The sequence below is a fragment of the Micrococcus cohnii genome (genome assembly GCF_014205175.1).
Classification (GTDB): domain Bacteria; phylum Actinomycetota; class Actinomycetes; order Actinomycetales; family Micrococcaceae; genus Micrococcus; species Micrococcus cohnii.
The window spans coordinates 327,215-354,027 of sequence record NZ_JACHNA010000001.1; the positions used below are offsets into that span (position 1 = coordinate 327,215).

The following is a 26,813-nucleotide window of genomic DNA, read 5'->3' on the forward strand; positions in this document are numbered from 1 at the left end:
TGGCGGTGCTTGGGTACGCCAGGGTTTCTACGCGCGACCAGGAAACATCGCTGCGGGCGCAAGAGGAGACGTTGCTGGACGCGGGGGCTGAGCGGGTGTTCAAGGACGAGGTGAGCGGCATGCGTTCGGATCGTCCGGGCCTTGCGGCTGCACTGGATTGGGCGCGCGACGGTGACGTGCTCGTTGTGACTCGCTTGGACCGGCTCGGTCGGAGCACGTTGGACACGCTGCACACCGTCCGTGAGCTGGACGGCCGTGGGGTGCGGGTGAAGGCGCCGGATATTGACCTGGACACCTCGACGCCGGCCGGGCGGTTGGTGATGCGGACGCTGGTCTCGCTGGCGGAGTGGGAGCGGGACGTGCCCGTGGAGTGCACCAAGGAGGGCCTGGCGCACGCGCGGGCGCATGGTCGGGTCGGCGGGCGTCCGCGCGTGCTCTCGGAGACCGATCAGGCGGCGATCATCGCGGCCCTGGAGGCCGGGGTATCGCGGGCGGACGTGGCCCGGCTGCACGGGGTCTCACCGTCTCACCGCGGGCGATCTCGCGGGTCAAGGCAGGCGAGCACAGCGCCTGTGACGAGCAGACGCTGGAGAACAAAGAGGAGGCATCATGCAGAACACCGTGACTTTGTCCGTTGAGGGCGTGGCGGGTACCCCGCTGCCGGAAGAAGCGATCGACCACTACGTTTCGGGCCGCGTCGGCCGGGACGAGCTGCTGGACTACCTGGCGGCGTACCCGTACGTGAAGCCTGAGCCGAGCGACGACCCGGAGTACGACATGCTCGACCCGCAGGAGTTCGGGGTCGTGGTCCTGGCGGTCGACACGGGCAAGCTCACCGAGAGCGACTACGCGGACCTCTACGCTCGGAGGCATGGGGGGCGAAGCTGACCGGCACGAGCGCACGCTGTCCGTGCTGACGGCACCGGAGCTGAGTGAGCATCTGCGATGTGATCTGATCACGGGCAGGGCCGAGGCCGACCAGGGTCCGGTCCGGGACGTGAGCGCCGGGCGCCGCCGGACAGCCGTGGCGAGACGGGCTCGCGGGGCTGGCGGCGGCCTGCGGGGTGAGGGGAGCCGAGTGTCGTCAGGGGTGCCGCCGGTAGCATGAGGGCAACGAATCAAGGGGGTCCGAGCATGGCCGCGAAGACGAGCACTCGGCAGAAGGTGCGGACGACGAAGGCTCAGCGCGCGTGGGCCGCTCGAGAGTCGGAGCACAGCCTTCGGATGGAGGGGCTGGAGCTGAGCGAGGAGACGAAGGCGGACACGCGACGGTTCGTGGCGGGAGAGATCACCGCGGACGAGGGCCTGGCGCGGACGCTGGCACGGCATCGCCGGAACTGAACATGGACCCCTACGTCGGTCCTGAGGCCGGGGTGCTCCGGAACCGACTCGGCATCACAGAGAAGGTCGCCCTCGAGGAAGCGGAGGGCGACCTTTCGCATTGGCGCAGGATGCAGTTGCTGGACACGCCGTTGCCTGCCTCGCGTGACCTGGATGAGCTCAGGGTGATTCACCATCACCTGTTCCAGGACGTCTATACCTGGGCCGGGCAGGTTCGGACCGTGGACATGCGCAAGAACGTCGACGGCGCGGCCGTGTTCCTGCCGTGGGCGGTGATCCCGACCGCGACGAGTTTCCTCGCCCAACGGCTGCGAGAGGACGACCACCTACGCAGACGAGACCGCGCGGGGTTCGTGGACGGGCTGACGGACTACTACGAAGAACTGAACTACATCCACCCGTTCCGAGAGGGCAACGGTCGGACGCAGCGACTGTTCTGGTCTCGCGTCGCCGACGACGCGGGATGGCTGCTCGGCTGGTCCGCGGTCTCCGGGGCCGAGAACGACCGCGCCTGCCGCCTGGCCAACGACGAGCACGACAAGGACCAGCTCCGCGAGCTCATGCAGCGCATCACCCGCTCACAGTAGACCGAACGCCCGGTCACGCGCGCACGCCGAACTCAGATGCCGAGGGCGGCGTGGCCGTCAGCGCCGAGCCCACGAGCGGCGTGCGCTTGGATGTACTCCAGCGCCCGAGCCTGATTGCCGTAGAGCAGATGCCCGATCTGACGTACGGCCTCAGCGATATCGATCGGCCCAGGCCGGCATACGTCCTCGAGACTGGGGTACTGCTGAAGCAGCCCGTCGTCGTGGGGCAGCGTCGGGCTTTTACCCTGAGCCCGCTCGAGAATGGCCATCAGTGCAATCTGCAGCGCCGTGCGATGGCTGCCCGTGATGGCGTACTTGGCGTGGAAGGCCTCGAGGGGCTCTGAATCGTTGAACTGGACGCTGATGGACAGCGCCCGGACGTGTTCGCGGAGTGCCTCTAGTTCGTCCTGGATCGAGGTCTCGCTCATGGACGCCTCCTCACCTTTCGTGTTCGGTGGTACCGATCGTCCACTGCCGTTCACAGCAGGATCAACAAGAGTCCTTCGAGGGAGTCGGCACGCCTGAGCCGAATGTGACGAGTGCCGCCCTTGTTACGCTCCGGGCATGCGTGTGAACGGGATCGTGCGAGTGCTCCTGCGCCTCATGGGGCCTGCGCTCCTCCTGGTCGGCTGCCTCACTCTGGCCTTCTCCGGGTACGAGTGGAGGGGGCTGCTCGCCTGGGCCCTGATCGGGCCCGGTGTCGTCGTCGTGATCGTGGCCGCCCTCGTCGCGGGCCAGCGGACCGAGCAGCCAGACGCTCCCTCCGTAGCAGAGGGAGCCGGTCCGCAGGACGACCGCCGAGGCTGAACTCCCGTCGGCGCTCAGGCTCAGCCGGTCGTGACGTCGCCCCGCCGCTCCGTCTCATCACGGCGCATCTCATCACGGCGCGTCTCGTCACGGTCCGCCCCGCGCACCGCCGTCCACACGAGGCCAACGAGCACGCCGATGACCGCCGGCACGATCCACCCGAAACCGACCTCGTACCAGGGCAGCACCGTCGCCGCCGCGCCCGTCAGCGCCTGCACCGGGGCCGTCTCCGCGAGCACCGGTGGCAGGGCCGCGAGCAGGTCGAAGAACGCCGCGGCCGCCGTGAACGCCACCGCGCAGCGGGCCACCGTCAGCCGCCGCCGCGTCCACCGCCAGGCCAGGCCGATCAGCATGACGACGATCGCGATCGGGTAGAGGAACATCAGCACGGGGATCGACCACTCGATGATCGCCTCGAGCCCCAGGTTCGCCAGCGCGAACGAGACCGCCAGGAACACGCTGGCCCACAGTCGATAGGAGCCGGCGAACATCTCGGAGAACACCTCGGCGCACGCCACCGTCAGCCCGATGCACGTCTTCAGGCAGGCCACCAGCACGATCGCCGCGATCAGATATGCACCGACGGTCCCGAAGTAGTGGCTCGATGCGCCGGCCAGCACGTCGCCGCCACCCTCGGCGTCCGGCAGCGCGCCGTGGCTGGTCGCCCCCATGTACGCCAGCGCCGCGTACACCGCCGCCATGCCCAGCCCGCCGACGGCGCCCGCCTTACCCAGCTCGACGGCCATGCGCTGCGGGCCTTCGACTCCCAGGCGGCCGGCCGCGTCGACGATCACCACGGCGAACGCGAGCGAGGCGAGCGCGTCCATCGTGTTGTAGCCGTCCAGCAGGCCCCGGCCTGCGGCCCCGCTCGCATACGCCTCGCCCGGCGCTGGCAGGGCCCCCGTCGACATCGGCGAGACCAGCGCCCCGACGAACAGGGCGCCCAAGAGCACCAGGAACACCGGCGTCAGGTAGCGCCCCACCCAGTCCATCAGCCGCCCCGGCCGGAACGCCGCCACCGCCGCCACCGCGAAGAACACCACCGTGAACACTGTCAGCCAGGGGCCGCCGTCGCCCACCAGGGGAGCGACGCCGATCTCGTAGGACACCGTCGCCGTGCGCGGGGTCGCGAACAGCGGGCCGATGGTCAGGTACAGCAGGCACGTGAACACGGCCGCGAAGACCGGCGAGAGCGGCGCGGTCATGTCCCGCACCGAGCGTGAGCCCGTCACCGCCGAGGCGACGATCCCCAGCACCGGCAGGCCAACCGCCGTCGCCAGGAAGCCCAGAGCCGCCGGCACCACCGACGCGCCCGCGTCCCGGCCCAGCCCTGCCGGGAAGATCAGATTGCCGGCACCGAAGAACAGGCCGAAGATCAGGGAGGCCAGCAGCAGGGTCTGGCCGGGGCGCAGGCGGACGGGCATCGAGAACCTCTCGGGCGTAGGGGACGACGGTGCCCGGCGGCGCCTCGGCGGCGGTGCACCGGGGCCGCGGGCGGATCGGCGGGACTCGACAGTACCGTGGGGCAGGACGCCCTGGTCTCCTGCCGTGACACGCAGTAGAGTTCCAGCAGTCACACCATAGAGCGCGCCGGTTCAGGCTGGCGTGTCAGAAGAGGGGTGCCCGCGTGGGTGCATATCCGGGCCTGCAGGCCGTCGCCGATCGCGCCGCGTACTACGGCATGATCCGCCAGTCGCTGCTCGAGGACCTGCTCCTAGAGCGGCTCGGCCAGGACTACACCTTCACTGTGGATCTCGACGCCGGTGAGTTCGCCTTTCTGGGCGAGGCGGGTCAGTCCGTCACGGCCACCCCCACCCTCGTCGCCTCCGTTGCCCCCGGTCCACGCTCGTTGCTGTGGGGGTGGGCCGGTCACGACGTTCCCGGCCCCGAAGCCACCGCCACTCGAGACCTTGGCCAGCAGTACGGCATCGATGAGCTGGTCGCTCCGGAGGTGCCGTTTGCCGCCGACGCGTCCCACGACTCGGATGCGGAGGTCACCGCGCTCGCCCACCTGGCCGGGCTCGCCGCCGTCGAGGCAGTGCGCGCGGGCGTCTACTACACCTTCCCCGCCGGTGGCGGCACGCGGGGGGTGCTCCACCTGCAGGGGATCGAGGTGCCCGAGCCCACCATCGCCGAGATCGTCCTGCGGTTCCCGCGCGTCGCCGAGGAGTTCTCCCGCTGCCAGGACGCCCGGTCGGCGGTGGTGGGCCTGTCCGAGCACCTCGGCTGGCGCCTCGACTGGGACGGTCCGCACCGCTCTGGTGCCACGCTCCACGACGGCGCGGGGCGCACCGTCGCGTTTGGTTTCGATGCGCAGGGGCGGCTGTCCCGGGTCGACGCGCCCTCGCTCTGATTCGCGCGTTCTGGTCTGCGCGTACCTCGGACCCGCACGACAATGTGACATAAAATACAGCACTGTGTAGCCTGTGCCGCGTCCATCATCACTCGTGGGCGCGCCCTGACGGCATCGGCGGCGTGTCCATCGCACCGTCACCGAGGAGCCCCCGAGATGGCCACCGCCGCCCCGTCCGCCGAGAACACGCCGCCACCGCACGATCAGGACCCTGCGGAACCCACGCCGACCCGTCGGCCCCGTTCGCAGAAGTTCCTCGACGCGGTCGAGACCGTCGGCAACAAGCTGCCCCACCCGGCGACCCTGTTCGCCCTGCTGGCACTGCTCGTCGCCGTTCTGTCGGCCGTGTTCTCCTCGATGGGCCTGAAATTCGAGGACCCGGTCGAGGGCGGCCAGGTCGAGGTGTTCAACCTCCTCTCGCCCGCCGGTGTGCAGTGGATGTTCACGCACGCGGTCGAGAACTTCGTCGGCTTCGCACCGCTGGGAGTGGTTCTCGCCACGATGCTCGGCATCGGCATGGCCGAGCAGTCCGGGCTCATCGGCACGGTGCTGCGCCAGTTCATCCTCTCGGTACCGAACTTCCTGGTCACCGCCGGCATCGTTTTCGCCGGCGTGATGTCCTCCGTCGCCTCCGACGCCGGGTACGTTGTGCTGCCGCCCGTGGCCGCGATCCTCTTCATGGCCGTCGGACGCCATCCGCTGGCGGGCCTGGCGGCCGCCTTCGCCGGTGTCTCGGCCGGCTTCAGCGCTAACCTGCTGCTCTCGGGCACCGACGTGATGCTCGGCGAGCTGACCATCGAGGCCGCCCGCACCATCGACCCGGCCTACGCGGACGGCATGAACCTGGCGATGAACTACTGGTTCATCATCGTCTCGACCTTCCTGCTGACGATCGTCGGCACCCTTGTCAGCCAGTTCGTCGTCGAGCCCCGTCTGGGCCCGTGGAAGGGTGAGGGCCGGATCGACACCGAGACGGCCGTCAAGCTTAGCGGGCTCGAGAAGAAGGGCCTGATCTGGGCCTCGGTCTCCGGCGCCGCGACCGTCGCCCTGCTCGCGCTGCTGATCGTCCCCGAGTGGGGCATGCTGCGCGGTGAGGACGGCGGCGTGGTGCAGTCCCCGTTCATGGACTCGCTCGTCGTGGTGATCATCGTCGCGTTCTTCGTGCCGGGGCTGGTCTACGGCATCGTCACCAAGGTCATCCGCAGCGACGCCGACGTCGTCGAGCAGCTCTCCAAGACCCTGGCCGGCATGTCCGTGTTCCTCGTGCTCGCATTCACCGCGGGCCAGTTCATCGCGTTCTTCAATGAGTCCAAGCTCGGCCTGCTGCTCGCGGTCAAGGGCGCCGCACTGCTGGAGTCGATCAACTTGACCGGCATTCCGCTGCTGCTCGTGTTCATCCTGTTCGTCGCCCTCGTGAACCTGGTCATCGGCTCCGCCTCGGCCAAGTGGGCGATGCTCGCGCCGATCATGGTGCCGATCATGATGCAGCTGGGCATCTCGCCCGAGTTCACCCAGGCCGCCTACCGCGTCGCGGACTCGTCGACGAACATCCTCTCGCCCCTGATGACCTATTTCGCGCTCATCATCGCGGTGGTGCAGAAGTACGACAAGAAGATGGGCATTGGGTCCCTGGTGGCCACGATGCTCCCGTACTCGATCGCGTTCCTGCTCGCCTGGAGCGGAATGACGATCGGCTGGATGGTTCTGGACCTGCCGCTCGGGCCGGACGCCCCCGTGCGCTACGAGCCCTGAGCCGCTGAGCGCCCCGCCCGCCCCTCGTCTCGGCCCCGAACGCTTGCGTCGGCGTCCATACGAGGGATTGGGTGGGGCGCATGTGCACCCATCCGAACAAGAAGACCGACCCGCGCCGCCTCGAGGCCGAGCTCGCCGAGGTGATCGAGCAGGTCCGTGGCACCGACGGCGGGGAGCCCTCGGATTATCTGGCCGACGTGGACGGCCGCGACCCGGACTCCTTCGCGGTCGCGGTCTGCACCACCGACGGCGTGCAGGCGGACGAGGGCGACGAGTCGCGCGCCTTCGCCCTGCAGTCGGTCTCCAAGGCCGTCACCTACGCGGTCGCCCTGCAGGAGCGCGGGCTTGAACCCGTCCTGCAGCGGGTCGGCGTCGAACCCAGCGGCGCAGCGTTCAACGAGCTGACGCTGCACGCCGACGGCAGGCCGTACAACCCGCTGATCAACGCCGGCGCGATCATGACCCATGCGTTGATCCCCGGCGACGACGAACAGGCGCGCATGCGCCTGCTGCTGCAGCGCTACAGCGACCTCGCGGCGGCGGAACTGTCCGTCTCCCAGGACGTGCTCGATGCGGAGCTGGCGCGGGCCCATCGCAACCTGGGCCTGGCACACATGCTCCAGGCCGCGGACATGCTTCCCGATGACGCCCCGGAGGTCGTGCGCGGCTACCTGGCGCAGTGCTCGGTCGAGGTGACCGTCTCACAGCTGGCCACGATGGCGGCGACGATCGCGGCCGGCGGCGTGAACCCCGTCTCGGGGGAGCGCGTGCTCGAGGAGTGGGTCGTGCAGCAGACCATGTCCGTCATGTTCTCGTGCGGCATGTACGACGCCTCAGGCCAGTGGATGGCCGAGGTCGGCATTCCGGCGAAGTCCGGCGTCTCCGGCGCTCTGATGGGCGCGGTGCCCGGGGCGCTGGGCATCGCCTCGTGGTCGCCCCGGCTCGACGGGCAGGGAAACTCGGTGCGCGGCATCGGCGTTTTCGAGGAACTCTCGGCGCGTTGGGACCTGCACGTGCTGCGCCACCGGGATGCGATGGCCGGACTGCGCGAGATCACCGGTGGGAATGCCGGCGGCTGAACGACGGTTCCCCACCTGCGGCCCCGGCCCCGATGGCTCCGTTCCAACGGAGGCGCCCGGGCGGTACGACGACATCCGAACGCTTCCGGAAGGAGCATCACCATGATTGACGTGAAGAACCTGCCGTTCACTGATGAAAACACGATTCCGCAGCTCGGCTTCGGCGTCTGGAAGGTGGAAGACGAGACCGCCGCCGACGTCGTCCGCCAGGCGATCGAGGCCGGTTACCGCCATATCGACACCGCCGCGATCTACGGCAATGAGGCCGGAGTGGGTCGGGGGATCAAGGAATCCGGCCTCGCCCGCGAGGACCTGTTCCTCACCACCAAGGTGTGGAACTCGGACCAGGGCTACGACGAGACCTTCGCCGCACTCGAGGCCTCGCTCGAGAAGCTCGGCACCGAGTACGTCGACCTGTACCTCATCCACTGGGCGAAGCCCGCCCAGCAGAAGTATGTCGAGACGTGGAAGGCGCTCATCGAGCTGCAGAAGCAGGGCAAGGTCCGCTCGATCGGCGTCTCCAACTTCCCGCAGGCCCAGCTGGAGGAGATCATCGAGGCCACCGGCGTCACCCCGGTGATCCACCAGATCGAGCTGCACCCCTACTTCCAGCAGCGTCCGCTGCGCGAGTTCGGCGAGAAGCACGGCATCCTCACCGAGGCCTGGTCACCGCTGGGCCAGGGCGGGAACCTGCTGCAGGATCCGGTCATCACGCAGATCGCCGCGGACCGCGGCGCCACACCGGCGCAGGTCGTGCTCGCCTGGCACCTGGCCATCGGCAACGTCGTGATCCCGAAGTCCGTGACCGCCGAGCGCATCGTCGCGAACCTGGAGGCCGCCGGCGTGCGCCTCAGCAGCGAGGAGATCGCCCGGATCGACGGCCTGGACCGGGCCGACGGGCGCATCGGTCCCGACCCGGCTGAGTGTGATTTCTGAGCCCTGCTGCGGCGCCGGCGCCGCCGGATCGTGCAAATTCCACGGTCCGGCGGCGGGTGTTGACCGACGCCGAGCCATCCCGGTGGCGACAACGGCGGTGGTAGCTTGGGGCCAAGAGCGCCCACGTGGGTCCGCCGTCGGCCGAGCCGGCAGTGCGCGACACACGGGCCGCGACACCTGACCGCCGACACCGGAAGGCACACACCGATGGGTTCTCACACTCCAACGGCCTCGACGCAGACCGCGGGGGCCCCGCGCGGTCTCCACGTCTCCGACCAGACCCGCTCCAGCTCGATGGGCGACCTGCTCGCCGCTCTGATCCGCCTGCTGCCTCTGCAGATCAAGGATGAGCTCTCGCTCGCCCTGTCGCAGGCGAAGTCCAAGGGCGTGAAGATCGGCGTCGCGGCCGGTCTGATCATCGTGGGCCTGGTGATGCTCGCCGGCATGCTGGTCTCGCTGGTCGTCGCCGTGATCGGCGCGTTCGCCCCCTCCCAGTTCTGGCTGCCGGCCCTGCTCGTGGCCGCCGGCTTCCTCGTGCTCGGCCTGATCCTCGCCGGCATCGGCGCCATGATGATCAAGGGCGCCATGCCGATCGTCCCGGCCGAGACGGTGCGCAACCTGGAGTACGACCTGGGCTACCTCAAGGAGGGCAACAACTTCGACCCGGCCGAGTACGACCGGGTCAAGGCCGAGCGCGCCGAGAAGGCCCGCCTCGAGAAGCAGCGTGCCGCCGAGCGCAAGAAGATCGAGGCCAAGGAGAACAAGAAGGCCAAGAAGAACGGCGAGGCGCTGCCGCACCCGTCGAAGGACCAGGCCTCGACCGACGAGGTGCGCCGCCGTGCCGACCTGCGCCGCCGTCACCTGGGCGACATTCGCTCGGGCCTCGAGGAGCGCGCCTCGGTCAAGGGACAGATCGCTGCGTTCTCCGCGCAGCGCAAGGGCCGCGGTGCCACCGCCGACACCAAGGGCACTACCGGCGTGACCGCCCCGTACACCGGCGCCGCCCGCGCCGGCGAGAAGGCCGGCGTCGCGGAGGACTACGTGAAGGACCGCTGGCAGCCGCTCGCGCTGCTCGGTGCCTCCGGCACCGCCTTCGGTGTGCTGGCCACCCGCCTGACCAAGCGCAAGTGACCGTCGGCGTCATCTGCTGACGCCCACGTTGAACGGCGCCCCGATCCGCCCGGATCGGGGCGCCGTTCTCTGTAGAATCGGGGCATCTCGACGGGGGAGGAGCACGCATGCAGCCGCAGTATCTGCTTCCGATCCTGTGTGCCCTCGGCGGTGCCGTCTGCCTGGCCCTCGGCAGCGAGCGGCAGTCCGCGGGGGTTCGAGCTGCGGAGACGGCGCTGGCGACACGGCGCTTCGGCTTCCTCGCCCTGCTGGGCTCCGGCCCGTGGCTCGTCGGCGGCGCACTGATGCTGGCCGGCATCGGTCTGAACGTGTCTGCGCTGGCGCACGCCCCGCTCACGGTCGTGCAGCCGCTGGGGGCCTTCGCCGTCGCCGTCACGACGGTGCTGCATGCCCGGTCGATGCGCATCCGCATCGACCCGGCCACGTGGACCGCCGTCGCCGCCTGTGTGACCGGCTCGATCGGTTTCGTCCTCGTCGCCCTGACCCTCACCAATCCGAACACCACCCCCAGCCCCGCGCAGGAGCACCGCACTGTGGTGCTGGCGGCCATCATGACGGGCCTGGCGCTCGTCGCGGCCCTCGTGTTGCATCGTCGGCCGAACGCATGGCTGCCGGTGCTCGTGGCCGGCGTGCTCTACGGCTTCGTCGCGGTCGGTGTTCGTCTCGCCTCCGTGCACGTGCTCGCCGGTGACCGGGGCGGCTTTCTCGGCGTGCCCTGGACGGTCGCGGGCATGATGTCCGTGGCCGCGCTGCTCGGTGTGTACTTCGTGCAGACCGCCTACCGGCACGGCCCGCCGGACCTCGTCGTCGCCGGTCTCACGGTCGTGGACCCGATGGTGGGCGTGCTCGTCGGCGTCACGGTTCTCGGCGAGCTGCAGGCATACCCGCCCGTCGGCGCCGTGGCCGCGATGCTCGTGGCCGCCGTCGTGGCCGTGGCCGGCATCGTCGTGCTCTCACGCAACCACCCCGACGTCCTGGCCCGACGCGAGCAGGATGCCGCCCCGTCACGACCCTCGACCTCAGGAGCGTCCCAGACATGACTTCCGTTCAGACCGCCGCCGAGCGCCCGCTCCGGGTGATGATCGCCGCTGACACCTATCCGCCGGACGTCAACGGAGCGGCCACCTTCTGCTTCCGCCTCGCTACCTCGCTGCATGAGCGCGGACACGAGGTCCACGTCGTCGCCGCGCGTCAGGACGGCGGGCCGGACACGCTTGAGCACCGTCCCGAGGCCACCGTGCACCGTCTGCAGTCCCTGCCGACCCCGACGCACGAGTACTACCGGCTCGTCATGCCCTGGCACGCCAAGCGCTCCATGCACCGCATCCTGTCCGAGGTCCGGCCCGACGCCCTGCACGTGCAGTGCCACTACATGGTCGGTGAGGCCGCGATCAACGCGGCGGTGCGCCGTCGCGTGCTGACCGTGTCGACGAACCACTTCATGCCGGAGAACCTCGAGCCGTTCCTGCCGTTCCCGCAGTGGTTCCTCGACATCGTCTCGAAGAACTCGTGGAAGGACATGGGCCGGCTCATGGGCCAGGGAGCCGTCGTGACGACGCCGACCGCCCTGGCGGCCCGCGCGATGGCCGAGCACGCCGGGCTGGACACCGTGCTGCCCGTGTCCAACGGCATCGACGCCTCCCGCTATGAGCCCGCCGAGGGTGAGACCCTCGACCCGCACGCCTCGCCGACCGTCCTGTTCGTGGGGCGCCTGGCCGTCGAGAAGAACATCGATGTGCTCATCCGTGCGATCGCCTGGCTGGCCGAGCACCGGCCAGAGCTGGACGTGCACGCCGAGATCGTCGGCGACGGCGAGCAGCGCACCGTGCTGCGTGAGCTGATCGACGAGCTCGGCGTCGGCGACCGCGTGCACATGCGTGGCCACATCGACGAGGAGGCCCTGCGCCAGGCGTATCTGAAGGCTGACGTGTTCTGCCAACCGGGCACCGCGGAGCTGCAGTCACTCGTCTCGCTCGAGGCGATGAGCGCCTCGACGCCCGTCGTGCTGGCCGACGCCCTGGCGCTGCCGCACCTGGTCGAGGACGGCGAGAACGGATTCCTCTTCGTGCCGGGGGATGCGCAGGACCTCGCCGAGAAGCTGGGCCGGGTGCTCGGCGCGTCCGAGGCGGACCGCCGCGCGATGGGGGAGGCCTCCCATGCCAAGGCCCTCAAGCACTCCGCCGAGAAGACCGTCGACGTGTTCGAACGGCTCTATCGGGGGGAGACGTCGGCGCAGGTGCGGGCCGAGCTGGGCGGCTGAGCCGTCACGATAGGATGGGCCGGTGCCCGCGGCCGCTGTAGGGTCTCGGCGCGCGGCACTGGGGGCGTTAGCTCAGTCGGTCAGAGCAGGGGACTCATAATCCCTTGGTCGCGGGTTCAAGTCCCGCACGCCCTACCCTGACGCCGCACCCGAGCAGGGGCGGCGCGCGTGCGCCGTGATCCGGAGCCGAGCGAATCGTTCTGAAAACGTCATCGCCTCCATGCCCGGGATGCGGCGGCTCAGATGCATACTCGACGCATGCTTGTGTCTGACCAGCGCGACCGTGAGGCGGTCGTGATCGACTACCGGGTGGACGGTGCGCCCGTCCCTGAACAGCTGCGCTCCCTGTACGACGCCGTCGGATGGACCGCTTACACGGACGATCCGCAGTCGCTCGTCGCCGGTGTGGCCGGTTCGGCGAACGTCGTCACTGCATGGGACGACGAGACGCTGGTCGGCCTGGCCCGCGTCATCTCCGACGGTCACACGATTGCCTACCTGCAGGACGTCCTCGTCCGCCCGGAGCATCGGCGTCGCGGGGTGGCGACGGAGCTGGTGCGCCGCGTCTTTGAGCCTTTCGCCTCGGTGCGGCAGCACGTGCTGCTCACGGACGCCGAGCCCGGGCAGAGCCGGTTCTACGAGTCGCTCGGCTTCCGCGAGACCCGCGACTTCCCCGGCGCGGGACTGCGCGCCTTCGTCCGCCTGCCCTGAGCGGCGCCGTTGCAGTGGCGCACGACGACGGCCCCGTCCCACGCGGATGCGCGGAGCGGGGCCGTCGTCGTGATCAGATCGCGGCGGGCGCGGCGGCTCAGTAGCGGCCGGCCACACCCAGCATGTTGGCCGGCATGTAGTCGGTCGAGGTGATCAGGATGCCGTCCGACGGGTTCAGGGCGTGGGCCATCTGGCCGCCGCCGAGGTAGATGGCGACGTGGTACACACGGCCCGAGCCGTTGGCCCAGAACAGCAGGTCGCCCGGCTGTGCCTGGGACATCGGGACCTTGGTGGAGGAGGCGTACTGCGAGTTTGCGGTGCGCGGCACGGAGATGCCGGCGGCCGACAGGGCGTTCTTGGTGAAGCCGGAGCAGTCGAATCCGGCCGGGCCGTTGCCGCCCCACAGGTAGAACGAGCCCGGGTTGTTCGCGATGGACACCGCAGTGTTCACGGCGGCCTGCTTGCCGGAGGACTGGCGGACCGGCTCGGGAGCCGGCTTCGGGGCCGGAGCGGTCTCGACCGGGGCCGGAGTCGGAGCGGGGGCCGGGGCGGGCTCCGGGGTCTCCTCGACGACCGGGGCCGGCTCGACGTCGACGACCGGCTCGGTCTCGACCGGGGCCGGGGCCTCAGCCGGGGCCTCGGTCTTGAGGACCATGCCCGGGTGCAGCATGTCCGAGAGCGTCATGTCGTTCAGCTCGGCGAGGCGCTGCATCGACATGTCGGCGCGAGCGGCGACGGTGTACCAGCCCTCGCCCTGGCGGACGCCGACGGTGCCCTCGGCGAGCTCGCGGTCGGCGATCTCGCCGGCGGCGGCCTTCAGCTGCATGCCGGCGTGGAGCGGGGTGTCGATGGTCATGCCGTTGCCGGCGGCCAGCGCGTACATCGGGATGCCGGTGGCGACCGAGGCCTGCCACCAGCCGTCGCCGGCCTGCACGGTGTAGGTCTCGGCGGCAGGAGCGGCCTGGGCCTGCTCGGCGGTGGTCAGGGCGCCAGCGGAGGCGAGGGTGCCTGCGCCGAGGGCGAAGGCGAGGCCAGCGGCGGCGGAACGGGGGGCGCGGTTGTGCTTCGAGGTCTCAGTCATGTTGTTCTCCCAATACAGGGCCCGGCTCCATTGCGGGCACAGCAGCGCCCGCGCCGAAATACCGGTGCGAAGTGATCAGCGATGGTGAGGCCGGAGCCGCAAACTGCGGCCGGGGGAAGGCCCGGATCGAGCACGTCCGTGCCCGTTGTTATCGAATATACACCTTCGTTATCGAAACGCAATTTGGCACTCGGGGTGTGGACAAGTTCCCCGCGAGGCCGACCCTCGGCCCGGGTAGCGTGAGGCGCGTGAACTCAGGCGACTCGACCACGTGCACTTCGACGACACCCCCGTCTGCCCCGGCGCGGTGTGAGGAACGACTCCTGCTGATGGACGCCCGCTACACCCGGACTGACTTCCACGACGGCATCTCGCGCTACGGCTCCAGTCTGATCGACGCGGTGGTTCGCCGGGCGGCTCGCCGCGAGGGGGCGGTTCGGTTCCGTGTCGAGATGCTCATTCACGACGAGCGTCAGCTGGCCCTGCTGCCCGTGGGGGTCTCGTGGCACCGGGTCGGTGCACCAACCTCCGTCGCAGAGCCGCTCGTGGCCCGGAGGGTGAACGCTCTGGCCCCGGACGTGGTGTTCTCCCCGATGCAGACCATGGGCTCCTTCGGGCGTTGCTACGGGCTGATCCTGACCCTGCACGACCTGATCTACTACCAGCACCGCACGCCACCGCAGAACCTTCCCCTGCCGGTGCGCCTGCTGTGGCGGCTGTATCACCTGGGATACGGACCGCAGCGCCTGCTGCTCAACCGGGCGGACCGGGTGGCCACCGTGTCCGAGACGACCGCCGCCCTCATCCGGCGGCATCGGCTGACCCGGCGTCCCGTGGACGTGGTGTCCAATGCGCCACAGGCGGTCCAGGCGCCCCGCGACCCGGACCGGGCCCCGGACAAGTCACTCGTCTACATGGGCTCCTTCATGGAGTACAAGGGTGTCGATGATCTCGTCGCCGCTGTCCCGCTGTTGCCCGGTTACACCCTGCACCTGCTCTCGACGATCACCCCGGGGCGGCGCGCTGAGCTCGAGCAGGCCCTGGACGCCGCACGACGGCGGGAGGGCGCCTGCGGCGGGACGGTCGTGTTCCACGGCGGTGTCAGCGACGAGAGGTACGTCGAGCTGCTGCGGTCGGCCACGGCACTGGTGACCCTCTCCCGGGCCGAGGGCTTCGGGCTGCCGCTGGCTGAGGCCATGTCCCACGGCACCCCCGTCGTCGCGACGGACCTGCCGATCTTCCATGAGATCGGCGGAGATGACGGCGCGTACCTGCCTGTCGATGTTGCCGAGGCGCCTGCCACGGTGCTCGCCGCCGCGGTGCGACGCTTGGAACGTCCCGATGCCTTCGCGGCGGCATCGCGGGCAGCAGCCCGCCAGGCCGAGAGGTTCACCTGGGACGCCTCGGCTGATCGCCTGCTCGACGCCGCCGAGGCCGTGCTCCAGGCCCGCCGGTCGGTGCCGGAGCAGTGCCCTCCAGCGGCCACAACACCGACGGCCCCGTGACTCCGATCAGCAGCGACGGGTCGAGGTAGCGGTCGCGCACCGTGGTGCCGATCCGCCAGCCGTCGACCAGGCGCACCCCCAGGTGCACGCAGGTTCGCTCGCAGTGCTGCGAACCCAACTCCACCGTGCCGATTGGCTGCCCTGCCCGGACGGCTTGCCCCTCCGACACCGAGCCGCTCACCGGCTCCACGGCGCTGATCACGCCGCCAGGGTGCTCAAGGCTGACCACCGGACGCCCCGCCACACTGCCGACGAACCGGACGGTTCCGTCCGCCGGTGCCAGCACGGTCGGTTCGTCCGCCGCGAGGTCGACCCCGCGATGCCCGGGACGCCACGGCTGCGGGGGAGCCTGGAAGGCGCGTAGCACTTCGGGCGGGTCCGGGCGTGGCACGGGGGAGTGCCAGTGCAGGCCCGTCGGGACGGGGCGAGCCGGCAGGATCGCGGTGGCCGCGGGCGACGCGACGCCGTCCTGGGCGACCGGGGCGGCGCCGGACAGCAGCGGGCAGATCAGCAGGAGCAGGGCGGCCAGTGCAGCCGCCGCCGGTCTCGCGACGCCGACGCGGCGGGGTCGACGACAGAGCCCAGGGGTCCGAGACATGGAGCGGTCAGGTGAAGGCATGCCACCACGGTTGCCGACCCGGGACCGCCTCGTCCGGGGACGGCGTGACGCGTGCGGCGTGTGCGGGATCGTCCGGTCGGAACGCACTGCTGTGCAGGAGGGGGCCGATGACCGGCCCTCCGGGCTCCTGGGGTAGAATGGCCGCAGCAGTGGCAAGAGCCGCGCAGACGAGCGCGCGCACTTGCGCTGACTACGCGCATCGCGGTGCACGGGGTCCTCATTCCGTGCAGGCGTCGCCGACGGTTCCGCCGCAGGGCGGGGCGGCGGCGTCCGAGCACCGATCGTCGTGATGCCAGGGACCGTCCGCCGGGCGGTCGTCAAACCGTGAAAGAACCATCGGCAGACCGCCTGCGCGTGAGGCGCGGGGTGACTACGGCTGCCACAGAAGGGAATCGTCATGCCCGTCGTGACCATGCGCCAGCTGCTCGACTCCGGTGTCCACTTCGGCCACCAGACCCGTCGCTGGAACCCCAAGATGAAGCGCTTCATCTTCACCGAGCGCAACGGCATCTACATCATCGATCTGCAGCAGTCGCTGTCCTACATCGATCAGGCGTACGAGTACGTCAAGCAGACCGTCAAGCACGGTGGCACCATCCTCTTCGTGGGCACCAAGAAGCAGGCCCAGGAGGCCATCGCCGAGCAGGCCAACCGCGTGGGCATGCCCTACGTGAACCACCGCTGGCTCGGCGGCATGCTCACCAACTTCGCGACCGTCTCCAAGCGCGTGCAGCGCATGAAGGAGCTCGAGGAGATCGACTTCGAGGATGTGGCCGGCTCGGGCCACACCAAGAAGGAGCTGCTGCTGCTCAACCGCGAGCTGGAGAAGCTCGAGGCGAACCTCGGTGGCATCCGCAACATGGCGAAGACCCCGTCCGCCATCTGGATCGTCGACACCAAGAAGGAGCACCTGGCCGTCGACGAGGCGAAGAAGCTGGGCATCCCGGTCGTCGCCATCCTCGACACCAACTGCGACCCGGACGAGGTCTCCTACCCGATCCCGGGTAACGACGACGCGATCCGCTCCGTCAAGCTGCTCACCCGCGTCATCGCCGACGCCGTCGCCGAGGGCCTCCTGGAGCGCCAGGGCGGCAAGGGCGGCGACCAGGCCGCCGAGCCGATGGCCGAGTGGGAGCGCGAGCTGCTCGAGCAGCACAACGCCGAGCAGGCCGCCAAGGCCGAGGGCGAGCAGGCCTCCACCGAGACCGCCGAGAAGTCCGAGGGCGAGCAGGCTGCCGAGACCGCCGCCGCCCCGGCCGCCGCTGACGAGGCCCCCACGGCCGAGTGAGTCCGGCCGGTCCCGGCGGCGCGCCTTCGACGGTGCGCCGCCGGGGTCGGCACGCAGACCCCGCACCCCTGCACCACCACTGACCTACGGGAAGGACCGAACGAGCATGGCGAACTACACCGCTGCTGACATCAAGGCCCTGCGCGAGCGCACCGGCGCCGGCATGATGGACGTCAAGAAGGCACTGGACGAGGCCAACGGCGACGCCGACAAGGCCATGGAGATCATCCGCGTGAAGGGCCTGAAGGGCGCCACCAAGCGCGAGGGCCGCTCCGCCGCCGAGGGCCTCGTGGCCGCGACCGTCGAGAACGGCGTCGGCGTGATGATCGAGCTCAACTGCGAAACCGACTTCGTCGCCAAGGCCGACAAGTTCATCGCGCTGGGCGACGTCGTGCTGAAGGCCGCCGTGGCCTCCGGTGCCGCGGACCTGGACACCCTGCTCGCCTCGGACCACGAGGGTCGCACCCTCGGCGAGTACGTCACCGAGGAGGGCGCCCTGCTCGGCGAGAAGGTGGCCGTGCGCCGCCTCGCCCGTGTCGAGGGCGCCGAGGTCGACGCCTACCTGCACAAGACCTCGAAGGACCTGCCGGCCCAGGTCGGCGTCCTGCTGGCCGTGGATTCGGATTCGGACCAGGCCAAGGTCGCCGCTCACGACATCGCCGTGCACACCGCCGCGTACTCGCCGAAGTACCTCTCCCGTGAAGAGGTGCCGGCCGAGACCGTCGAGAACGAGCGGCGCATCGCGGACGAGACCGCTCGTTCCGAGGGCAAGCCCGAGCAGGCCCTGCCGAAGATCATCGAGGGTCGCCTGACCGGCTTCTTCAAGGAGATCGTGCTGGTCGACCAGCCCTTTGCCAAGGACCCGAAGACCACCGTCGGCAAGGTCGCCGAGGAGGCCGGCACGCAGGTCACCGGCTTCGCGCGCTTCCGCGTGGGCAACTGATCCACGCGCGCCCGTCGACGACGGCCGCGCCACCGCACAAGGGCGGTCACCGGAGCCCCGGTGGCCGCCCTTGTGCGTGTTCACTCGGCGGGTCCGGTCGACGTTCGTCGCGTGCCTGCCTGCCGGTAAGATCAGGCCCGAGCCCGACAGCGCCGCACGCGCGGCACGAGCCGGAACCGCACCCGAGCCACACAGGAGCCACACGCATGGACGTCAGCACGCACACCCAGAGCTTCCCGACGGTCGACGACGCGGACACCGGACGTCGCCGCGTCCTGCTCAAGCTCTCCGGCGAGGTCTTCGGCGGCGGCAAGGTCGGTGTGGACCCGGACACGGTGCGGGGCATCGCCGAGCAGATCGCGGCAGCGGCCAAGGACGTCGAGATCGCCATCGTCGTCGGCGGCGGCAACTTCTTCCGCGGCGCCGAGCTCTCCGAGAACGGCATGGATCGCCGTCGGGCCGACTACATGGGCATGCTCGGCACCGTCATGAACTGCCTGGCTCTGCAGGACTTCCTGCAGCAGGCCGGTGTCTCCACCCGCGTGCAGTCGGCCATCTCGATGGAGCAGGTCGCCGAGCCGTACATTCCGCTGCGCGCGATCCGGCACATGCAGAAGGGCCGGGTCGTCGTCTTCGGGGCCGGGACCGGACTGCCGTACTTCTCCACGGACACCGTGGCCGCCCAGCGCGCTCTCGAGATCGGCGCCGACGAGGTGCTGATGGCGAAGTCGGGCGTCGACGGCGTCTACACGGCCGACCCCAAGCGGGACCCCTCGGCCGAGCGCCTCGAGCACCTCACCTACGACGACGCCCTGCGCCGCGAGATCCGGGTGATGGACCTGACCGCCATGACCATGTGCAAGGACAACGCGCTGACGATGCGCGTGTTCGGCATGGAAGGGCCGGGCAATGTCACGGCCGCACTGCGCGGCGAGGACATCGGCACCACCGTCACCCCCTGAGCGTCCCGCATCGGCGTCGCTGCGGTGACAGAACGGCCCTGCCCTGACGCGTAGGATGGGCTGGAGCACACCGAATCCCAAGGAGAGAACGTGATCCAGGAGACCTTGAAGTCCGCCGAAGAGCAGATGGAGCGCACCATCGAGGCCACCCGCGAGGACTTCGCGTCCGTGCGCACCGGCCGCGCCAACCCCGGCCTGTACTCGAAGGTCATGGTGGACTACTACGGCTCGTACACCCCGCTGCAGCAGCTCGCTTCGTTCACCACGACCGACGCGCGCACGCTGCTGATCACTCCGTTCGACGTGAGCGCTCTGCGCAACATCGAGAAGGCCCTCTCCGAGTCGGAGGTCGGCGCGAACCCGTCGAACGACGGCAAGGTCATCCGCGTGGTCATGCCCGAGCTGACCGAGGAGCGGCGCAAGGAGTATGTGAAGCTCGTCAAGTCCAAGGCGGAGGAGCACAAGATCTCTCTGCGCAATGCCCGCCGCAAGGCCAAGGAGGCCATGGACAAGGCGGTCAAGGACGGCGACGTCGGCGAGGACGAGGGCGCACGTGGCGAGAAGGACCTCGACGCGCTGACCAAGAAGCACGTGGACATGGTCGACGAGATGGCGAAGAACAAGGAGGCGGAGCTGCTCGAGCTCTGAGCAGGCTCCGCACCGACGCCACGTCGATGGCACAGACCAAGGAATCCGCGCCCCCACGCGCCGGTCGCGATCTCAAGGCCGCCGTGCTCGTGGGGGTCGGCCTGTTGGGCGTGGCCCTGGTGGGCCTGCTGGTCTTCGACTGGCTCGTCGTCCTGTTGGTCGCCGCGTTGCTGGTCGTCGGCGTCACGGAGGTCGGCAGGGCCGTGCGCACCACGGGCCTCGACGTGCCGCTGCCGCCGCTGTGGTTCTCGGCCGTCGTGCTGCCCGTCTCCGCGTGGATCTCGGGCGTGGAAGGGCTGTTCTTCGCCCTGCTGGGCTGCCTGATGTTCCTGTGCCTCTGGACGGAGGCGCGGCGCGTCCGCCCGACCGGGCAGACGATCCTGGCCGGTGTGTTCGCCGTGATGTGGGCGCCGTTCCTGCTGTCCTTCGGCGTGGCCCTGCTCGATCAACCGCGGGGCAACTACCTGGTCGCCTGTCTGCTGCTGATGGTCGTCTCGAACGACACGTTCGGCTATCTCGTCGGCTCGCGCCTGGGCAAGACTCCCATCGCGGCGCGCATCAGTCCCAAGAAATCGTGGGAGGGCCTGGCCGGGTCCCTGGCCGGCTCGGTCCTCGTCGGCGTCCTTGCCGTCCCGCTGTTGACCGGCCTGCCCTGGTGGGCTGGCGTCATCCTGGGGGTCACCACCGTGGCCGCCGCCACCAGCGGCGACTTCGCCGAGTCGATGGTCAAGCGTGAGCTCGGCGTCAAGGACATGTCCTCGGTGCTGCCCGGGCACGGCGGCGTCATGGACCGGTTGGACTCGCTCGTGTTCGCTGCCCCCGTCGCCTACACCGTGCTCGCACTTCCGGTCGCGTAGGCCGCCCCGTCTCCCTGCCGCGCGTCGCCCGCGCGGTGTTCCCGTCACGTCAGGAGTAGATGAATGTCAGAGCAGACGACGCCGTCGATCACCGAGCTGGCGGACGTCCGGTTCGGCCGCGCCGCCGCAGACCAGATCGGCTACGAGCCCAGCCACGTCGATGCGTTCATGAAGCGTGCCCGACGCGCCGATCAGGGCCGGGGCGAGTTGACGGTGTCCGATGTGCGCCAGGCCCGGTTCGCCACGGTGGCCGGTGGCTACGACACCGAACAGGTGGACGACACCCTGGACGACATCGAGGATCTGCTCGCCGCGCGGGAGCGGGAACAGGTCACCGGGGAGCGGGGCGACGACGAGTGGGAGGCCATGCTCGCCGAGAGCATCGAGCAGCTGCGCGGTCGGCTCGAGCGCGCTCCGGGGGAGCGGTTTCGTCGACCCAGTCGCGAGGGCGCGGAGTCGTACGACGTGGAACAGGTCGACGAGCTCTGCGAACAGATCACGCGGACCTTGGGCGCCGAGCCCGGCGCCGAGGGCACCGTGAGCGCCGATGACGTGCGCCGGGCGGCCTTCGCATCCGCACAGGGCGACGAGGGGTACGAGGAGGCTCAGGTGGACGCCTTCCTGGACGCCACGGTCGATGTGCTGGTGCGCCGCGCGTGAGCGCGGACACCGTGGGGTGCCATTGTCAAGTGTGGTCCGGATCGTTAGACTCAGGTCACATTCGGACCGTGATGCATGCCACACAGTAGACGGTCTGCCCGCCTGCGCCGATCAGTGCCAGAGCGGTCCGGCTCGCGCCGTCCCTGCAGGCGCGGCTGGCCGCCACGAGGAAGAGACGAGGACATGACGGACGTCGAACTCACTCCGCCACAGGCGGAGAGCACCACGCCGGGCAGCCCCGGCACCCCGGAGTCGTCGGGGCAGGACCGTGACTTCCTGCAGGTCCTGGACGCCGAGGGTATCCGGCGTGCGGAGCCGGAGCTGGACCCGTGGATCGAGGACATCGACGATGACGCGGTGGCCCGGCTGTACCGGGACATGGTGCTCATCCGGCGCCTGGACACCGAGGCCACTCATCTGCAGCGCCAGGGCCAGCTCGCACTCTGGCCGCCGCTGTTGGGCCAGGAGGCGGCTCAGGTCGGGTCGGCCGCGGCGCTGCGGGACGACGACTTCGTCTTCCCGTCCTATCGCGAGAACGGCGTCGCGCTGCTGCGCGGCGTCGACGCGCTCGGCCTGATCCGGCTGTGGCGCGGGTCCACCTTCACCGGTTGGGATCCGTTCGAGCACAACGTCGCCGCCCAGCAGATCATCATCGGCGCGCAGGCGCTGCACGCAACGGGCTACGCGATGGGCGCGGCCATGGACGGCGAGGACGCGGCCACGATCGTCTACTTCGGCGACGGTGCGACGAGCCAGGGCGATGTGAACGAGGCTCTCGTGTTCGCCTCCTCCTACAGTGCTCCGGTCGTGTTCTTCTGCCAGAACAACCAGTGGGCCATTTCCGAACCGGTCCGGGTGCAGTCGAAGCGACACCTGGCCGACCGTCCGTGGGGCTTCGGCGTCCCGTCGTTGCGCGTCGACGGCAATGACGTGCTGGCGGTGCTCGCGGCGACCCGCAGCGCCGTCGAACGTGCGGCCTCCGGCGGCGGCCCGACCTTCATCGAGGCCGTCACGTATCGCATGGGCCCGCACACCACGGCGGACGATCCGACCCGGTATCGGGAGGCGGACGAGGTCGAACAGTGGCGCCGTCGCGACCCGATCGACCGCGTGGCTGCGTATCTGCGGGACCGCGGCACGGACATGGCGGCCCTTGAAGCTGAGGCGACGTCGGCCGCCGACGCGCTGGCGAGCGACGTGCGGGCCGCACTCGAGCGGCTCGAGGAGCCCGGCCCGGACGTGTTGTTCGAGCACGTGTACGCCGAACCGCACCAGGAGATCGACCGGCAGCGGCACGAGGCCGCGCTCTATCACCGCATGTTCGCAGACGGCGCCGAGAGCGCAGACGAGGGAGGCCAGGCATGAGCGGGCAGACCATGACGTTCGGCAAGGCCATCAATCGGGCCATGCACCGGGCGATGAGCGACGACGAGAAGGTCGTGCTCATGGGCGAGGACATCGGCGTGCTGGGCGGCGTCTTCCGCATCACGGACGGCCTGCAGGAGGAGTTCGGCGCTCGTCGTGTGATGGACACGCCGCTGGCGGAGTCCGGCATCGTCGGCACCGCCATCGGCCTGGCGTACCGGGGTTACCGGCCCGTCGTCGAGATCCAGTTCGACGGCTTCGTGTACCCGGCCTTCGATCAGATCGTCGCGAACCTGGCGAAGATGTTCGCTCGGACGCAGGGCGCCGTCCGGCTTCCCGTGACGATCCGCATCCCCTTCGGCGGCGGCATCGGCTCGCCGGAGCACCACTCCGAGTCGCCCGAGGCCTATTTCATGCACACGGCCGGCCTGCGCGTGGTGAGTCCCTCGTCCCCGCAGGAGGGCTACGACCTGCTGCGCGCGGCGATCGCCTCCGACGACCCGGTCGTGTACCTCGAGCCGAAGCGCCGGTACCACGATAAGGGCGAGGTGGATCTCGAGGCGCCGATCCGTCCGATGGCTCCGGCCGCCGTCCTGCGCCCCGGGCGCGACGTCACGCTCGTCGCCTACGGTCCGCTGGTCAAGACCGCACTGCAGGCCGCCGAGGTGGCCGCCGAGGAGGGGCTCGAGGTCGAGGTCGTCGACCTGCGCAGCATCGCGCCCCTGGACTCGGGGCTGGTCGAGTCCTCGGTTCGCCGCACCGGCCGGCTCGTTGTCGCCCACGAAGCGGGCCGCACCGGCGGGGTCGGCGCCGAGCTCGTCGCACGCGTCACCGAACGCTCGTTCCACTGGCTGGAGGCCGCGCCGGTCCGCGTGACCGGCTGGGACATCCCGTATCCCGCGGCGAAGCTCGAGGAGCACCACCTGCCAGACCTGGACCGGATCCTCGACGGGATCGACCGGGCCGCAGGACGGTCGCATTCGCTCGAGAGCGTGGACGTGTTCGCTGCGCCGCAGACCGCCGAGGATCACCTGGCCGCCCAGGCCGCGGGGAAGGGGAACTGATGTCGACCAAGGTCTTCAACCTGCCGGATCTCGGCGAGGGCCTCACTGAGTCGGAGATCTCGTCGTGGCGTGTCGCTGAGGGTGACGTCGTCGAGGTCAACCAGGTGCTCGCGGACGTCGAGACGGCCAAGGCCGTCGTGGAGCTCTCGAGCCCCTACGCCGGCACGATCAGGTCGCTGCACGCGGCCGAGGGCGAGACGGTGGACGTGGGCGCCCCCGTGATCACCTTCGACCTCGGCGGCACGGACGACGACGGATCGGACGAGGAAGACGGTGGCCGTGTGCCGACGCTCGTCGGCTACGGTTCGGCCCCGGACAAGGGGCGTCCCGCCCGGCGCGCACGTCGGGGCACCTCGGGACCGACATCCGCTGCCGCGGCCACCGCGCAGACCGAGCCGCCTGCCGCAGACGCGGCGCAGGCCCTCAGACCTGCCGACGAGGCGGGGCGTTCGGGCGAGCGGCCCCGCAGCACCCCGCCGGTGCGACTGTTCGCGAAACAGAACGGTGTGGACCTGGAACAGGTCAGCGGCTCAGGCGCCGGCGGAGTCATCACGCGCGCCGACGTCGAGGCCGTCCTCGCCGACGGCACGGCGACGCCCGCGCAGGGCCCGAGGGCAGCCGGGTCGGATTCGACCGGGCAGTCCACGGCCACGCGCACGCTGGGCGGCCGGCCCCGCACCGAAACCGTCCCGGTCAAGGGCGTGCGCAAGGCGACCGCGCAGGCGATGGTGTCCTCAGCGTTCACGGCCCCGCACGTGACGGAGTTCCTCCAGGTGGACGTGACCGAGACGATGGAGCTGCTCGCCGAGCTCAAGGCCTCCCGCGACTACCGCGACGTCAAGCTCACTCCGATGACCCTGGCCGCGAAGGCCTGCCTCGTGGCCATGGAGCGGACCCCGGACGTGAATGCCCGGTGGGATGAGCAGGCGGGGGCCATCGTCCAGCAGAACTTCGTGAACCTCGGCTTCGCCGCGGCCACCCCGCGCGGGCTGATGGTGCCCAATGTGAAGGACGCGCAGGCGATGTCGCTCACCGAGCTGGCGGACGCCATTCGGGAGCTGACGGGTCGCGCCCGGGAGGGCGGGCTCTCGCCGGCCGAGCTCAGCGGCGGGACGTTCACCCTGACGAATGTCGGTGTCTTCGGCATCGACGCCGGCACTCCGATCATCAACCCGGGTGAGGGGGCGATCCTCGCGATCGGGCAGGTCCGCCGGATGCCCTGGGAGTACCGCGGTGAGATCGCGCTGCGCGAGGTGATGACTCTGTCGCTGTCCTTCGACCACCGCTTCGTCGACGGCGAACAGGGCTCGCGCTTCCTCGCCGATGTCGGCGCGATCCTGCGCCGGCCGGGCCTGACCCTGACCATGGTCTGAGCCCGCGACCGTCGACGGGCGGACCCGCCGATGCGCCGGGGCCGGCGCCCTCCCCGAGGAGGACGCCGGCCCCGGCGTGTGTGTGCGAGTCGGCGGATCGAGCACGGCGGTCGGTGTCGGCCGCGCCGCGACGGTCAGTCGCGCAGCTCCATGATCTGTTCGGTGACGACCTCGGCGCGGGCGTTGGAGAAGACCTTCTCCTCGCCCACGACCACGAAGCCGCGGCGGGTGAGCACCTTGATCGACCCGGCGTTGTCGGAGGGCACGTGGGCGCGCACCGGCCGGCGGGTGTACTCCGCGAGGAATTCGTCGACCGCGGCGGTGGTCAGGCCGCGGCCCCAGTACTCCTGGGCGGTCCAGAAGGACAGATCGGCCACGCCGTCGTGCTCGTCGCAGATCAGGGCGCCGGCGACCTCGCCGTCGGCGTCGATCGTGCGGACCGTCGTGTTCTCGTCACTGAGAAGCTGGTTCCAGTGGTAGTCGAACACGCCGCGGTCGGCGGGATTGCGGGGGGCGAACGCGGACATGATGTTGGCCCGCTCGTCCTGCTGGTGGTCGAAGAACGCGTCCAGGTCCTCAGGGCGGACTTCGCGAAGCGTCACGGCGGCGTACCTCTTTCGTGGCTGATGGACGGCCGCGCGCACCTCGTCGTGCCGCCCGGCGGGGACCGGGCGCGGCGGCCGCATGATCGTTGGTCACGCTACCACCGCGTCCGGCGCTCGGTTCGGGCGCGGTCGACGCGCTGCGAACCGGTGGCGCCGGCTCAGCCGGTCCGCTCGGGGCCGGAGCCCAGGGCCGCCCAGGCCATCGCCGTCAGCGCCGGGCGGCGGCGTCGGACGTCCGCGGCGGAGCGGCGCACCGAGCGGGGGGTCGAGTTCAGCAGCCCGAACACCGCCTGGACGCGAAAGACGGCCGTCGCCTCGTCCTCGTCGGGATGGAGGGCGCTCACGTGCCGGGCCCACAGGTCGATGTAGGCGCGCTGCACGCGCACGATTGCGCGCCGAGTCTCCGGCTCCAGGGCGTGCACATCTCGGTCCTGCACGCGGATGACGTCGCGTCGGCGCAGGGAGAACTCGGCGTGAAACTCGACGAGGGCCTGCAGGGCCTCGCGACCGGGCCGCAGCCCCTCGACGGCGCGGGTGCCGCCGTCGAGCAGGCCGGTCGAGGCGTCCTGGAGGATCTGCGCGAGAACGGCCTGCTTTCCGGCGAAGTGGCGGTAGACGCCCGGGCCGGAGATCCCCGAGGCGGCGCCGATGTCCTCCAGGCGGACCGCGTCGAAGCCCCGGTCGGCGAACAGGCGTGTCGCGGCGTCGAGAAGGTCCTGTCGGCGCTGGGCCTTCGCGTTCTCTCGCGGGGTGGCGCAGGAGCGGCGCGCGGAGGGCGGCGGCGAGAGGCAGTCGCGGGCGGCGGTCATGCGGACACTCTAGCGATGCCACGCTGGGTGTGATCTGGACGACATGCAGTGACCGGGGCTACACTCGCCGCAGTATT

29 protein-coding genes and 1 tRNA gene are annotated in these 26,813 nt (G+C 70.2%); 24 read left to right on the top strand and 6 right to left on the bottom strand.

Annotation, left to right across the window (positions count from 1 at the left end; translation table 11 throughout):
* Positions 1-5 precede the first annotated feature (5 nt).
* The 4 genes from HDA30_RS01520 to HDA30_RS01535 all read left to right on the top strand — a co-directional run bounded on the left by HDA30_RS01520 (position 6) and on the right by HDA30_RS01535 (position 1,928).
* Entirely contained in the window at positions 6-638 is a 633-nt protein-coding gene (locus HDA30_RS01520) for a recombinase family protein (protein WP_184240897.1), read from the top strand.
* Positions 610-888: a hypothetical protein gene (locus HDA30_RS01525; RefSeq protein WP_184240898.1), complete on the top strand. Its 279-nt coding sequence runs from the start codon at positions 610-612 to the stop codon at positions 886-888. Before HDA30_RS01520 ends, HDA30_RS01525 begins: the two co-directional genes overlap by 29 nt.
* A gap of 246 nt (positions 889-1,134) precedes the next feature.
* Positions 1,135-1,341, top strand: coding sequence for an antitoxin VbhA family protein (locus HDA30_RS01530; RefSeq protein ID WP_184240899.1), 207 nt, complete (start codon positions 1,135-1,137; stop codon positions 1,339-1,341).
* A gap of 2 nt (positions 1,342-1,343) precedes the next feature.
* Positions 1,344-1,928, top strand: coding sequence for a Fic/DOC family protein (locus tag HDA30_RS01535; protein WP_184240900.1), 585 nt, complete (start codon positions 1,344-1,346; stop codon positions 1,926-1,928).
* Positions 1,929-1,960: 32 nt separating this feature from the next.
* Here the strand turns inward: HDA30_RS01535 and HDA30_RS01540 are convergent, their stop codons facing one another.
* Positions 1,961-2,356 (bottom strand): hypothetical protein, encoded by a 396-nt coding sequence (locus HDA30_RS01540; protein ID WP_184240901.1) that lies wholly within the window; start codon positions 2,354-2,356, stop codon positions 1,961-1,963.
* 136 nt (positions 2,357-2,492) lie between these two features.
* On the opposite strand from HDA30_RS01540, the gene HDA30_RS01545 reads away from it, so the two are divergent.
* Positions 2,493-2,735 carry a hypothetical protein gene (locus tag HDA30_RS01545; protein WP_184240902.1) on the top strand — a complete coding sequence of 81 codons (243 nt, stop codon included), beginning with the start codon at positions 2,493-2,495 and terminating at the stop codon, positions 2,733-2,735.
* A gap of 20 nt (positions 2,736-2,755) precedes the next feature.
* On the opposite strand, the gene brnQ is transcribed toward HDA30_RS01545, so the two are convergent.
* Positions 2,756-4,159, bottom strand: a complete 1,404-nt coding sequence (gene brnQ, locus HDA30_RS01550) for a branched-chain amino acid transport system II carrier protein (protein WP_184240903.1) — start codon at positions 4,157-4,159, stop codon at positions 2,756-2,758.
* Between the two features lie 203 nt (positions 4,160-4,362).
* Here brnQ and HDA30_RS01555 point away from each other — a divergent pair, with 203 nt between their 5' ends.
* From HDA30_RS01555 to HDA30_RS01595, 9 genes are all read left to right on the top strand, one after another.
* Entirely contained in the window at positions 4,363-5,088 is a 726-nt protein-coding gene (locus HDA30_RS01555) for a DUF6882 domain-containing protein (RefSeq protein WP_184240904.1), read from the top strand.
* A gap of 156 nt (positions 5,089-5,244) precedes the next feature.
* Positions 5,245-6,840, top strand: a complete 1,596-nt coding sequence (locus tag HDA30_RS01560) for an AbgT family transporter (protein WP_184240905.1) — start codon at positions 5,245-5,247, stop codon at positions 6,838-6,840.
* A gap of 80 nt (positions 6,841-6,920) precedes the next feature.
* Positions 6,921-7,919: a glutaminase A gene (gene glsA / locus HDA30_RS01565; protein ID WP_184240906.1), complete on the top strand. Its 999-nt coding sequence runs from the start codon at positions 6,921-6,923 to the stop codon at positions 7,917-7,919.
* Between the two features lie 102 nt (positions 7,920-8,021).
* The gene (locus tag HDA30_RS01570; protein WP_184240907.1) at positions 8,022-8,855 is read left to right on the top strand and encodes an aldo/keto reductase; all 834 of its coding nucleotides are present in this window, start codon (positions 8,022-8,024) and stop codon (positions 8,853-8,855) included.
* 207 nt (positions 8,856-9,062) lie between these two features.
* Positions 9,063-9,986, top strand: a complete 924-nt coding sequence (locus HDA30_RS01575) for a phage holin family protein (RefSeq protein ID WP_158495535.1) — start codon at positions 9,063-9,065, stop codon at positions 9,984-9,986.
* 107 nt (positions 9,987-10,093) lie between these two features.
* Entirely contained in the window at positions 10,094-11,026 is a 933-nt protein-coding gene (locus tag HDA30_RS01580; protein ID WP_158495536.1) for a DMT family transporter, read from the top strand.
* Positions 11,023-12,246: a glycosyltransferase gene (locus HDA30_RS01585; protein ID WP_184240908.1), complete on the top strand. Its 1,224-nt coding sequence runs from the start codon at positions 11,023-11,025 to the stop codon at positions 12,244-12,246. The genes HDA30_RS01580 and HDA30_RS01585 overlap by 4 nt, the downstream gene beginning before the upstream one ends.
* 61 nt (positions 12,247-12,307) lie before the next feature.
* Positions 12,308-12,381, top strand: a tRNA-Ile gene (locus HDA30_RS01590).
* 123 nt (positions 12,382-12,504) lie between these two features.
* Positions 12,505-12,957, top strand: a complete 453-nt coding sequence (locus HDA30_RS01595; RefSeq protein WP_184240909.1) for a GNAT family N-acetyltransferase — start codon at positions 12,505-12,507, stop codon at positions 12,955-12,957.
* A 97-nt stretch (positions 12,958-13,054) separates the two neighbouring features.
* Here HDA30_RS01595 and HDA30_RS01600 read toward each other — a convergent pair whose 3' ends face one another.
* Complete coding sequence (locus HDA30_RS01600) at positions 13,055-14,038, bottom strand: C40 family peptidase (RefSeq protein WP_184240910.1); 984 nt, start codon at positions 14,036-14,038, stop codon at positions 13,055-13,057.
* A gap of 329 nt (positions 14,039-14,367) precedes the next feature.
* Here HDA30_RS01600 and HDA30_RS01605 point away from each other — a divergent pair, with 329 nt between their 5' ends.
* Positions 14,368-15,543 (top strand): glycosyltransferase, encoded by a 1,176-nt coding sequence (locus HDA30_RS01605; RefSeq protein ID WP_184240911.1) that lies wholly within the window; start codon positions 14,368-14,370, stop codon positions 15,541-15,543.
* Here the strand turns inward: HDA30_RS01605 and HDA30_RS10725 are convergent.
* Positions 15,428-16,672, bottom strand: a complete 1,245-nt coding sequence (locus HDA30_RS10725) for a M23 family metallopeptidase (RefSeq protein ID WP_343059262.1) — start codon at positions 16,670-16,672, stop codon at positions 15,428-15,430. The genes HDA30_RS01605 and HDA30_RS10725 overlap by 116 nt on opposite strands.
* Here HDA30_RS10725 and rpsB point away from each other — a divergent pair.
* The 9 genes from rpsB to HDA30_RS01655 all read left to right on the top strand — a co-directional run bounded on the left by rpsB (position 16,560) and on the right by HDA30_RS01655 (position 25,322).
* Positions 16,560-17,450 carry a 30S ribosomal protein S2 gene (gene rpsB / locus HDA30_RS01615; protein WP_158495542.1) on the top strand — a complete coding sequence of 297 codons (891 nt, stop codon included), beginning with the start codon at positions 16,560-16,562 and terminating at the stop codon, positions 17,448-17,450. The genes HDA30_RS10725 and rpsB overlap by 113 nt on opposite strands.
* 106 nt (positions 17,451-17,556) lie before the next feature.
* A complete protein-coding gene (gene tsf, locus HDA30_RS01620) occupies positions 17,557-18,393 on the top strand; it encodes a translation elongation factor Ts (protein WP_184240913.1) in 837 nt (278 codons plus the stop codon).
* A gap of 206 nt (positions 18,394-18,599) precedes the next feature.
* The gene (gene pyrH / locus HDA30_RS01625; protein ID WP_158495544.1) at positions 18,600-19,355 is read left to right on the top strand and encodes a UMP kinase; all 756 of its coding nucleotides are present in this window, start codon (positions 18,600-18,602) and stop codon (positions 19,353-19,355) included.
* Between the two features lie 90 nt (positions 19,356-19,445).
* Positions 19,446-20,003 (top strand): ribosome recycling factor, encoded by a 558-nt coding sequence (gene frr, locus HDA30_RS01630; RefSeq protein ID WP_158495545.1) that lies wholly within the window; start codon positions 19,446-19,448, stop codon positions 20,001-20,003.
* Positions 20,004-20,029: 26 nt separating this feature from the next.
* The gene (locus tag HDA30_RS01635; protein WP_158495546.1) at positions 20,030-20,860 is read left to right on the top strand and encodes a phosphatidate cytidylyltransferase; all 831 of its coding nucleotides are present in this window, start codon (positions 20,030-20,032) and stop codon (positions 20,858-20,860) included.
* 63 nt (positions 20,861-20,923) lie between these two features.
* Positions 20,924-21,520 carry a DivIVA domain-containing protein gene (locus HDA30_RS01640; protein ID WP_158495547.1) on the top strand — a complete coding sequence of 199 codons (597 nt, stop codon included), beginning with the start codon at positions 20,924-20,926 and terminating at the stop codon, positions 21,518-21,520.
* Between the two features lie 183 nt (positions 21,521-21,703).
* Complete coding sequence (pdhA, locus tag HDA30_RS01645; protein WP_184240914.1) at positions 21,704-22,885, top strand: pyruvate dehydrogenase (acetyl-transferring) E1 component subunit alpha; 1,182 nt, start codon at positions 21,704-21,706, stop codon at positions 22,883-22,885.
* A complete protein-coding gene (locus HDA30_RS01650) occupies positions 22,882-23,949 on the top strand; it encodes an alpha-ketoacid dehydrogenase subunit beta (protein ID WP_184240915.1) in 1,068 nt (355 codons plus the stop codon). Before pdhA ends, HDA30_RS01650 begins: the two co-directional genes overlap by 4 nt.
* A complete protein-coding gene (locus tag HDA30_RS01655; RefSeq protein WP_184240916.1) occupies positions 23,949-25,322 on the top strand; it encodes a dihydrolipoamide acetyltransferase family protein in 1,374 nt (457 codons plus the stop codon). The genes HDA30_RS01650 and HDA30_RS01655 overlap by 1 nt, the downstream gene beginning before the upstream one ends.
* 134 nt (positions 25,323-25,456) lie before the next feature.
* Here the strand turns inward: HDA30_RS01655 and HDA30_RS01660 are convergent, their stop codons facing one another.
* Both HDA30_RS01660 and HDA30_RS01665 read right to left on the bottom strand, forming a co-directional pair.
* Positions 25,457-25,924, bottom strand: coding sequence for a GNAT family N-acetyltransferase (locus HDA30_RS01660; protein ID WP_184240917.1), 468 nt, complete (start codon positions 25,922-25,924; stop codon positions 25,457-25,459).
* 161 nt (positions 25,925-26,085) lie between these two features.
* Positions 26,086-26,736, bottom strand: coding sequence for a TetR/AcrR family transcriptional regulator (locus HDA30_RS01665; RefSeq protein ID WP_184240918.1), 651 nt, complete (start codon positions 26,734-26,736; stop codon positions 26,086-26,088).
* Positions 26,737-26,813: the final 77 nt, after the last annotated feature.

What these genes read in the sequence shown, in the direction of transcription:
- HDA30_RS01525 (WP_184240898.1), top strand. Translation starts at nt 610, where the DNA reads ATGCAGAACACCGTGACTTTGTCCGTTGAGGGCGTGGCGGGTACCCCG.
- HDA30_RS01530 (WP_184240899.1), top strand. Translation starts at nt 1,135, where the DNA reads ATGGCCGCGAAGACGAGCACTCGGCAGAAGGTGCGGACGACGAAGGCT.
- HDA30_RS01535 (WP_184240900.1), top strand. Translation starts at nt 1,344, where the DNA reads ATGGACCCCTACGTCGGTCCTGAGGCCGGGGTGCTCCGGAACCGACTC.
- HDA30_RS01540 (WP_184240901.1), bottom strand. Translation starts at nt 2,356, where the DNA reads ATGAGCGAGACCTCGATCCAGGACGAACTAGAGGCACTCCGCGAACAC.
- HDA30_RS01545 (WP_184240902.1), top strand. Translation starts at nt 2,493, where the DNA reads ATGCGTGTGAACGGGATCGTGCGAGTGCTCCTGCGCCTCATGGGGCCT.
- brnQ (WP_184240903.1), bottom strand. Translation starts at nt 4,159, where the DNA reads ATGCCCGTCCGCCTGCGCCCCGGCCAGACCCTGCTGCTGGCCTCCCTG.
- HDA30_RS01560 (WP_184240905.1), top strand. Translation starts at nt 5,245, where the DNA reads ATGGCCACCGCCGCCCCGTCCGCCGAGAACACGCCGCCACCGCACGAT.
- glsA (WP_184240906.1), top strand. Translation starts at nt 6,921, where the DNA reads ATGTGCACCCATCCGAACAAGAAGACCGACCCGCGCCGCCTCGAGGCC.
- HDA30_RS01570 (WP_184240907.1), top strand. Translation starts at nt 8,022, where the DNA reads ATGATTGACGTGAAGAACCTGCCGTTCACTGATGAAAACACGATTCCG.
- HDA30_RS01575 (WP_158495535.1), top strand. Translation starts at nt 9,063, where the DNA reads ATGGGTTCTCACACTCCAACGGCCTCGACGCAGACCGCGGGGGCCCCG.
- HDA30_RS01580 (WP_158495536.1), top strand. Translation starts at nt 10,094, where the DNA reads ATGCAGCCGCAGTATCTGCTTCCGATCCTGTGTGCCCTCGGCGGTGCC.
- HDA30_RS01585 (WP_184240908.1), top strand. Translation starts at nt 11,023, where the DNA reads ATGACTTCCGTTCAGACCGCCGCCGAGCGCCCGCTCCGGGTGATGATC.
- HDA30_RS01595 (WP_184240909.1), top strand. Translation starts at nt 12,505, where the DNA reads ATGCTTGTGTCTGACCAGCGCGACCGTGAGGCGGTCGTGATCGACTAC.
- HDA30_RS01600 (WP_184240910.1), bottom strand. Translation starts at nt 14,038, where the DNA reads ATGACTGAGACCTCGAAGCACAACCGCGCCCCCCGTTCCGCCGCCGCT.
- HDA30_RS01605 (WP_184240911.1), top strand. Translation starts at nt 14,368, where the DNA reads ATGGACGCCCGCTACACCCGGACTGACTTCCACGACGGCATCTCGCGC.
- rpsB (WP_158495542.1), top strand. Translation starts at nt 16,560, where the DNA reads ATGCCCGTCGTGACCATGCGCCAGCTGCTCGACTCCGGTGTCCACTTC.
- HDA30_RS10725 (WP_343059262.1), bottom strand. Translation starts at nt 16,672, where the DNA reads ATGCCGTTGCGCTCGGTGAAGATGAAGCGCTTCATCTTGGGGTTCCAG.
- tsf (WP_184240913.1), top strand. Translation starts at nt 17,557, where the DNA reads ATGGCGAACTACACCGCTGCTGACATCAAGGCCCTGCGCGAGCGCACC.
- pyrH (WP_158495544.1), top strand. Translation starts at nt 18,600, where the DNA reads ATGGACGTCAGCACGCACACCCAGAGCTTCCCGACGGTCGACGACGCG.
- HDA30_RS01635 (WP_158495546.1), top strand. Translation starts at nt 20,030, where the DNA reads ATGGCACAGACCAAGGAATCCGCGCCCCCACGCGCCGGTCGCGATCTC.
- HDA30_RS01640 (WP_158495547.1), top strand. Translation starts at nt 20,924, where the DNA reads ATGTCAGAGCAGACGACGCCGTCGATCACCGAGCTGGCGGACGTCCGG.
- pdhA (WP_184240914.1), top strand. Translation starts at nt 21,704, where the DNA reads ATGACGGACGTCGAACTCACTCCGCCACAGGCGGAGAGCACCACGCCG.
- HDA30_RS01650 (WP_184240915.1), top strand. Translation starts at nt 22,882, where the DNA reads ATGAGCGGGCAGACCATGACGTTCGGCAAGGCCATCAATCGGGCCATG.
- HDA30_RS01655 (WP_184240916.1), top strand. Translation starts at nt 23,949, where the DNA reads ATGTCGACCAAGGTCTTCAACCTGCCGGATCTCGGCGAGGGCCTCACT.
- HDA30_RS01665 (WP_184240918.1), bottom strand. Translation starts at nt 26,736, where the DNA reads ATGACCGCCGCCCGCGACTGCCTCTCGCCGCCGCCCTCCGCGCGCCGC.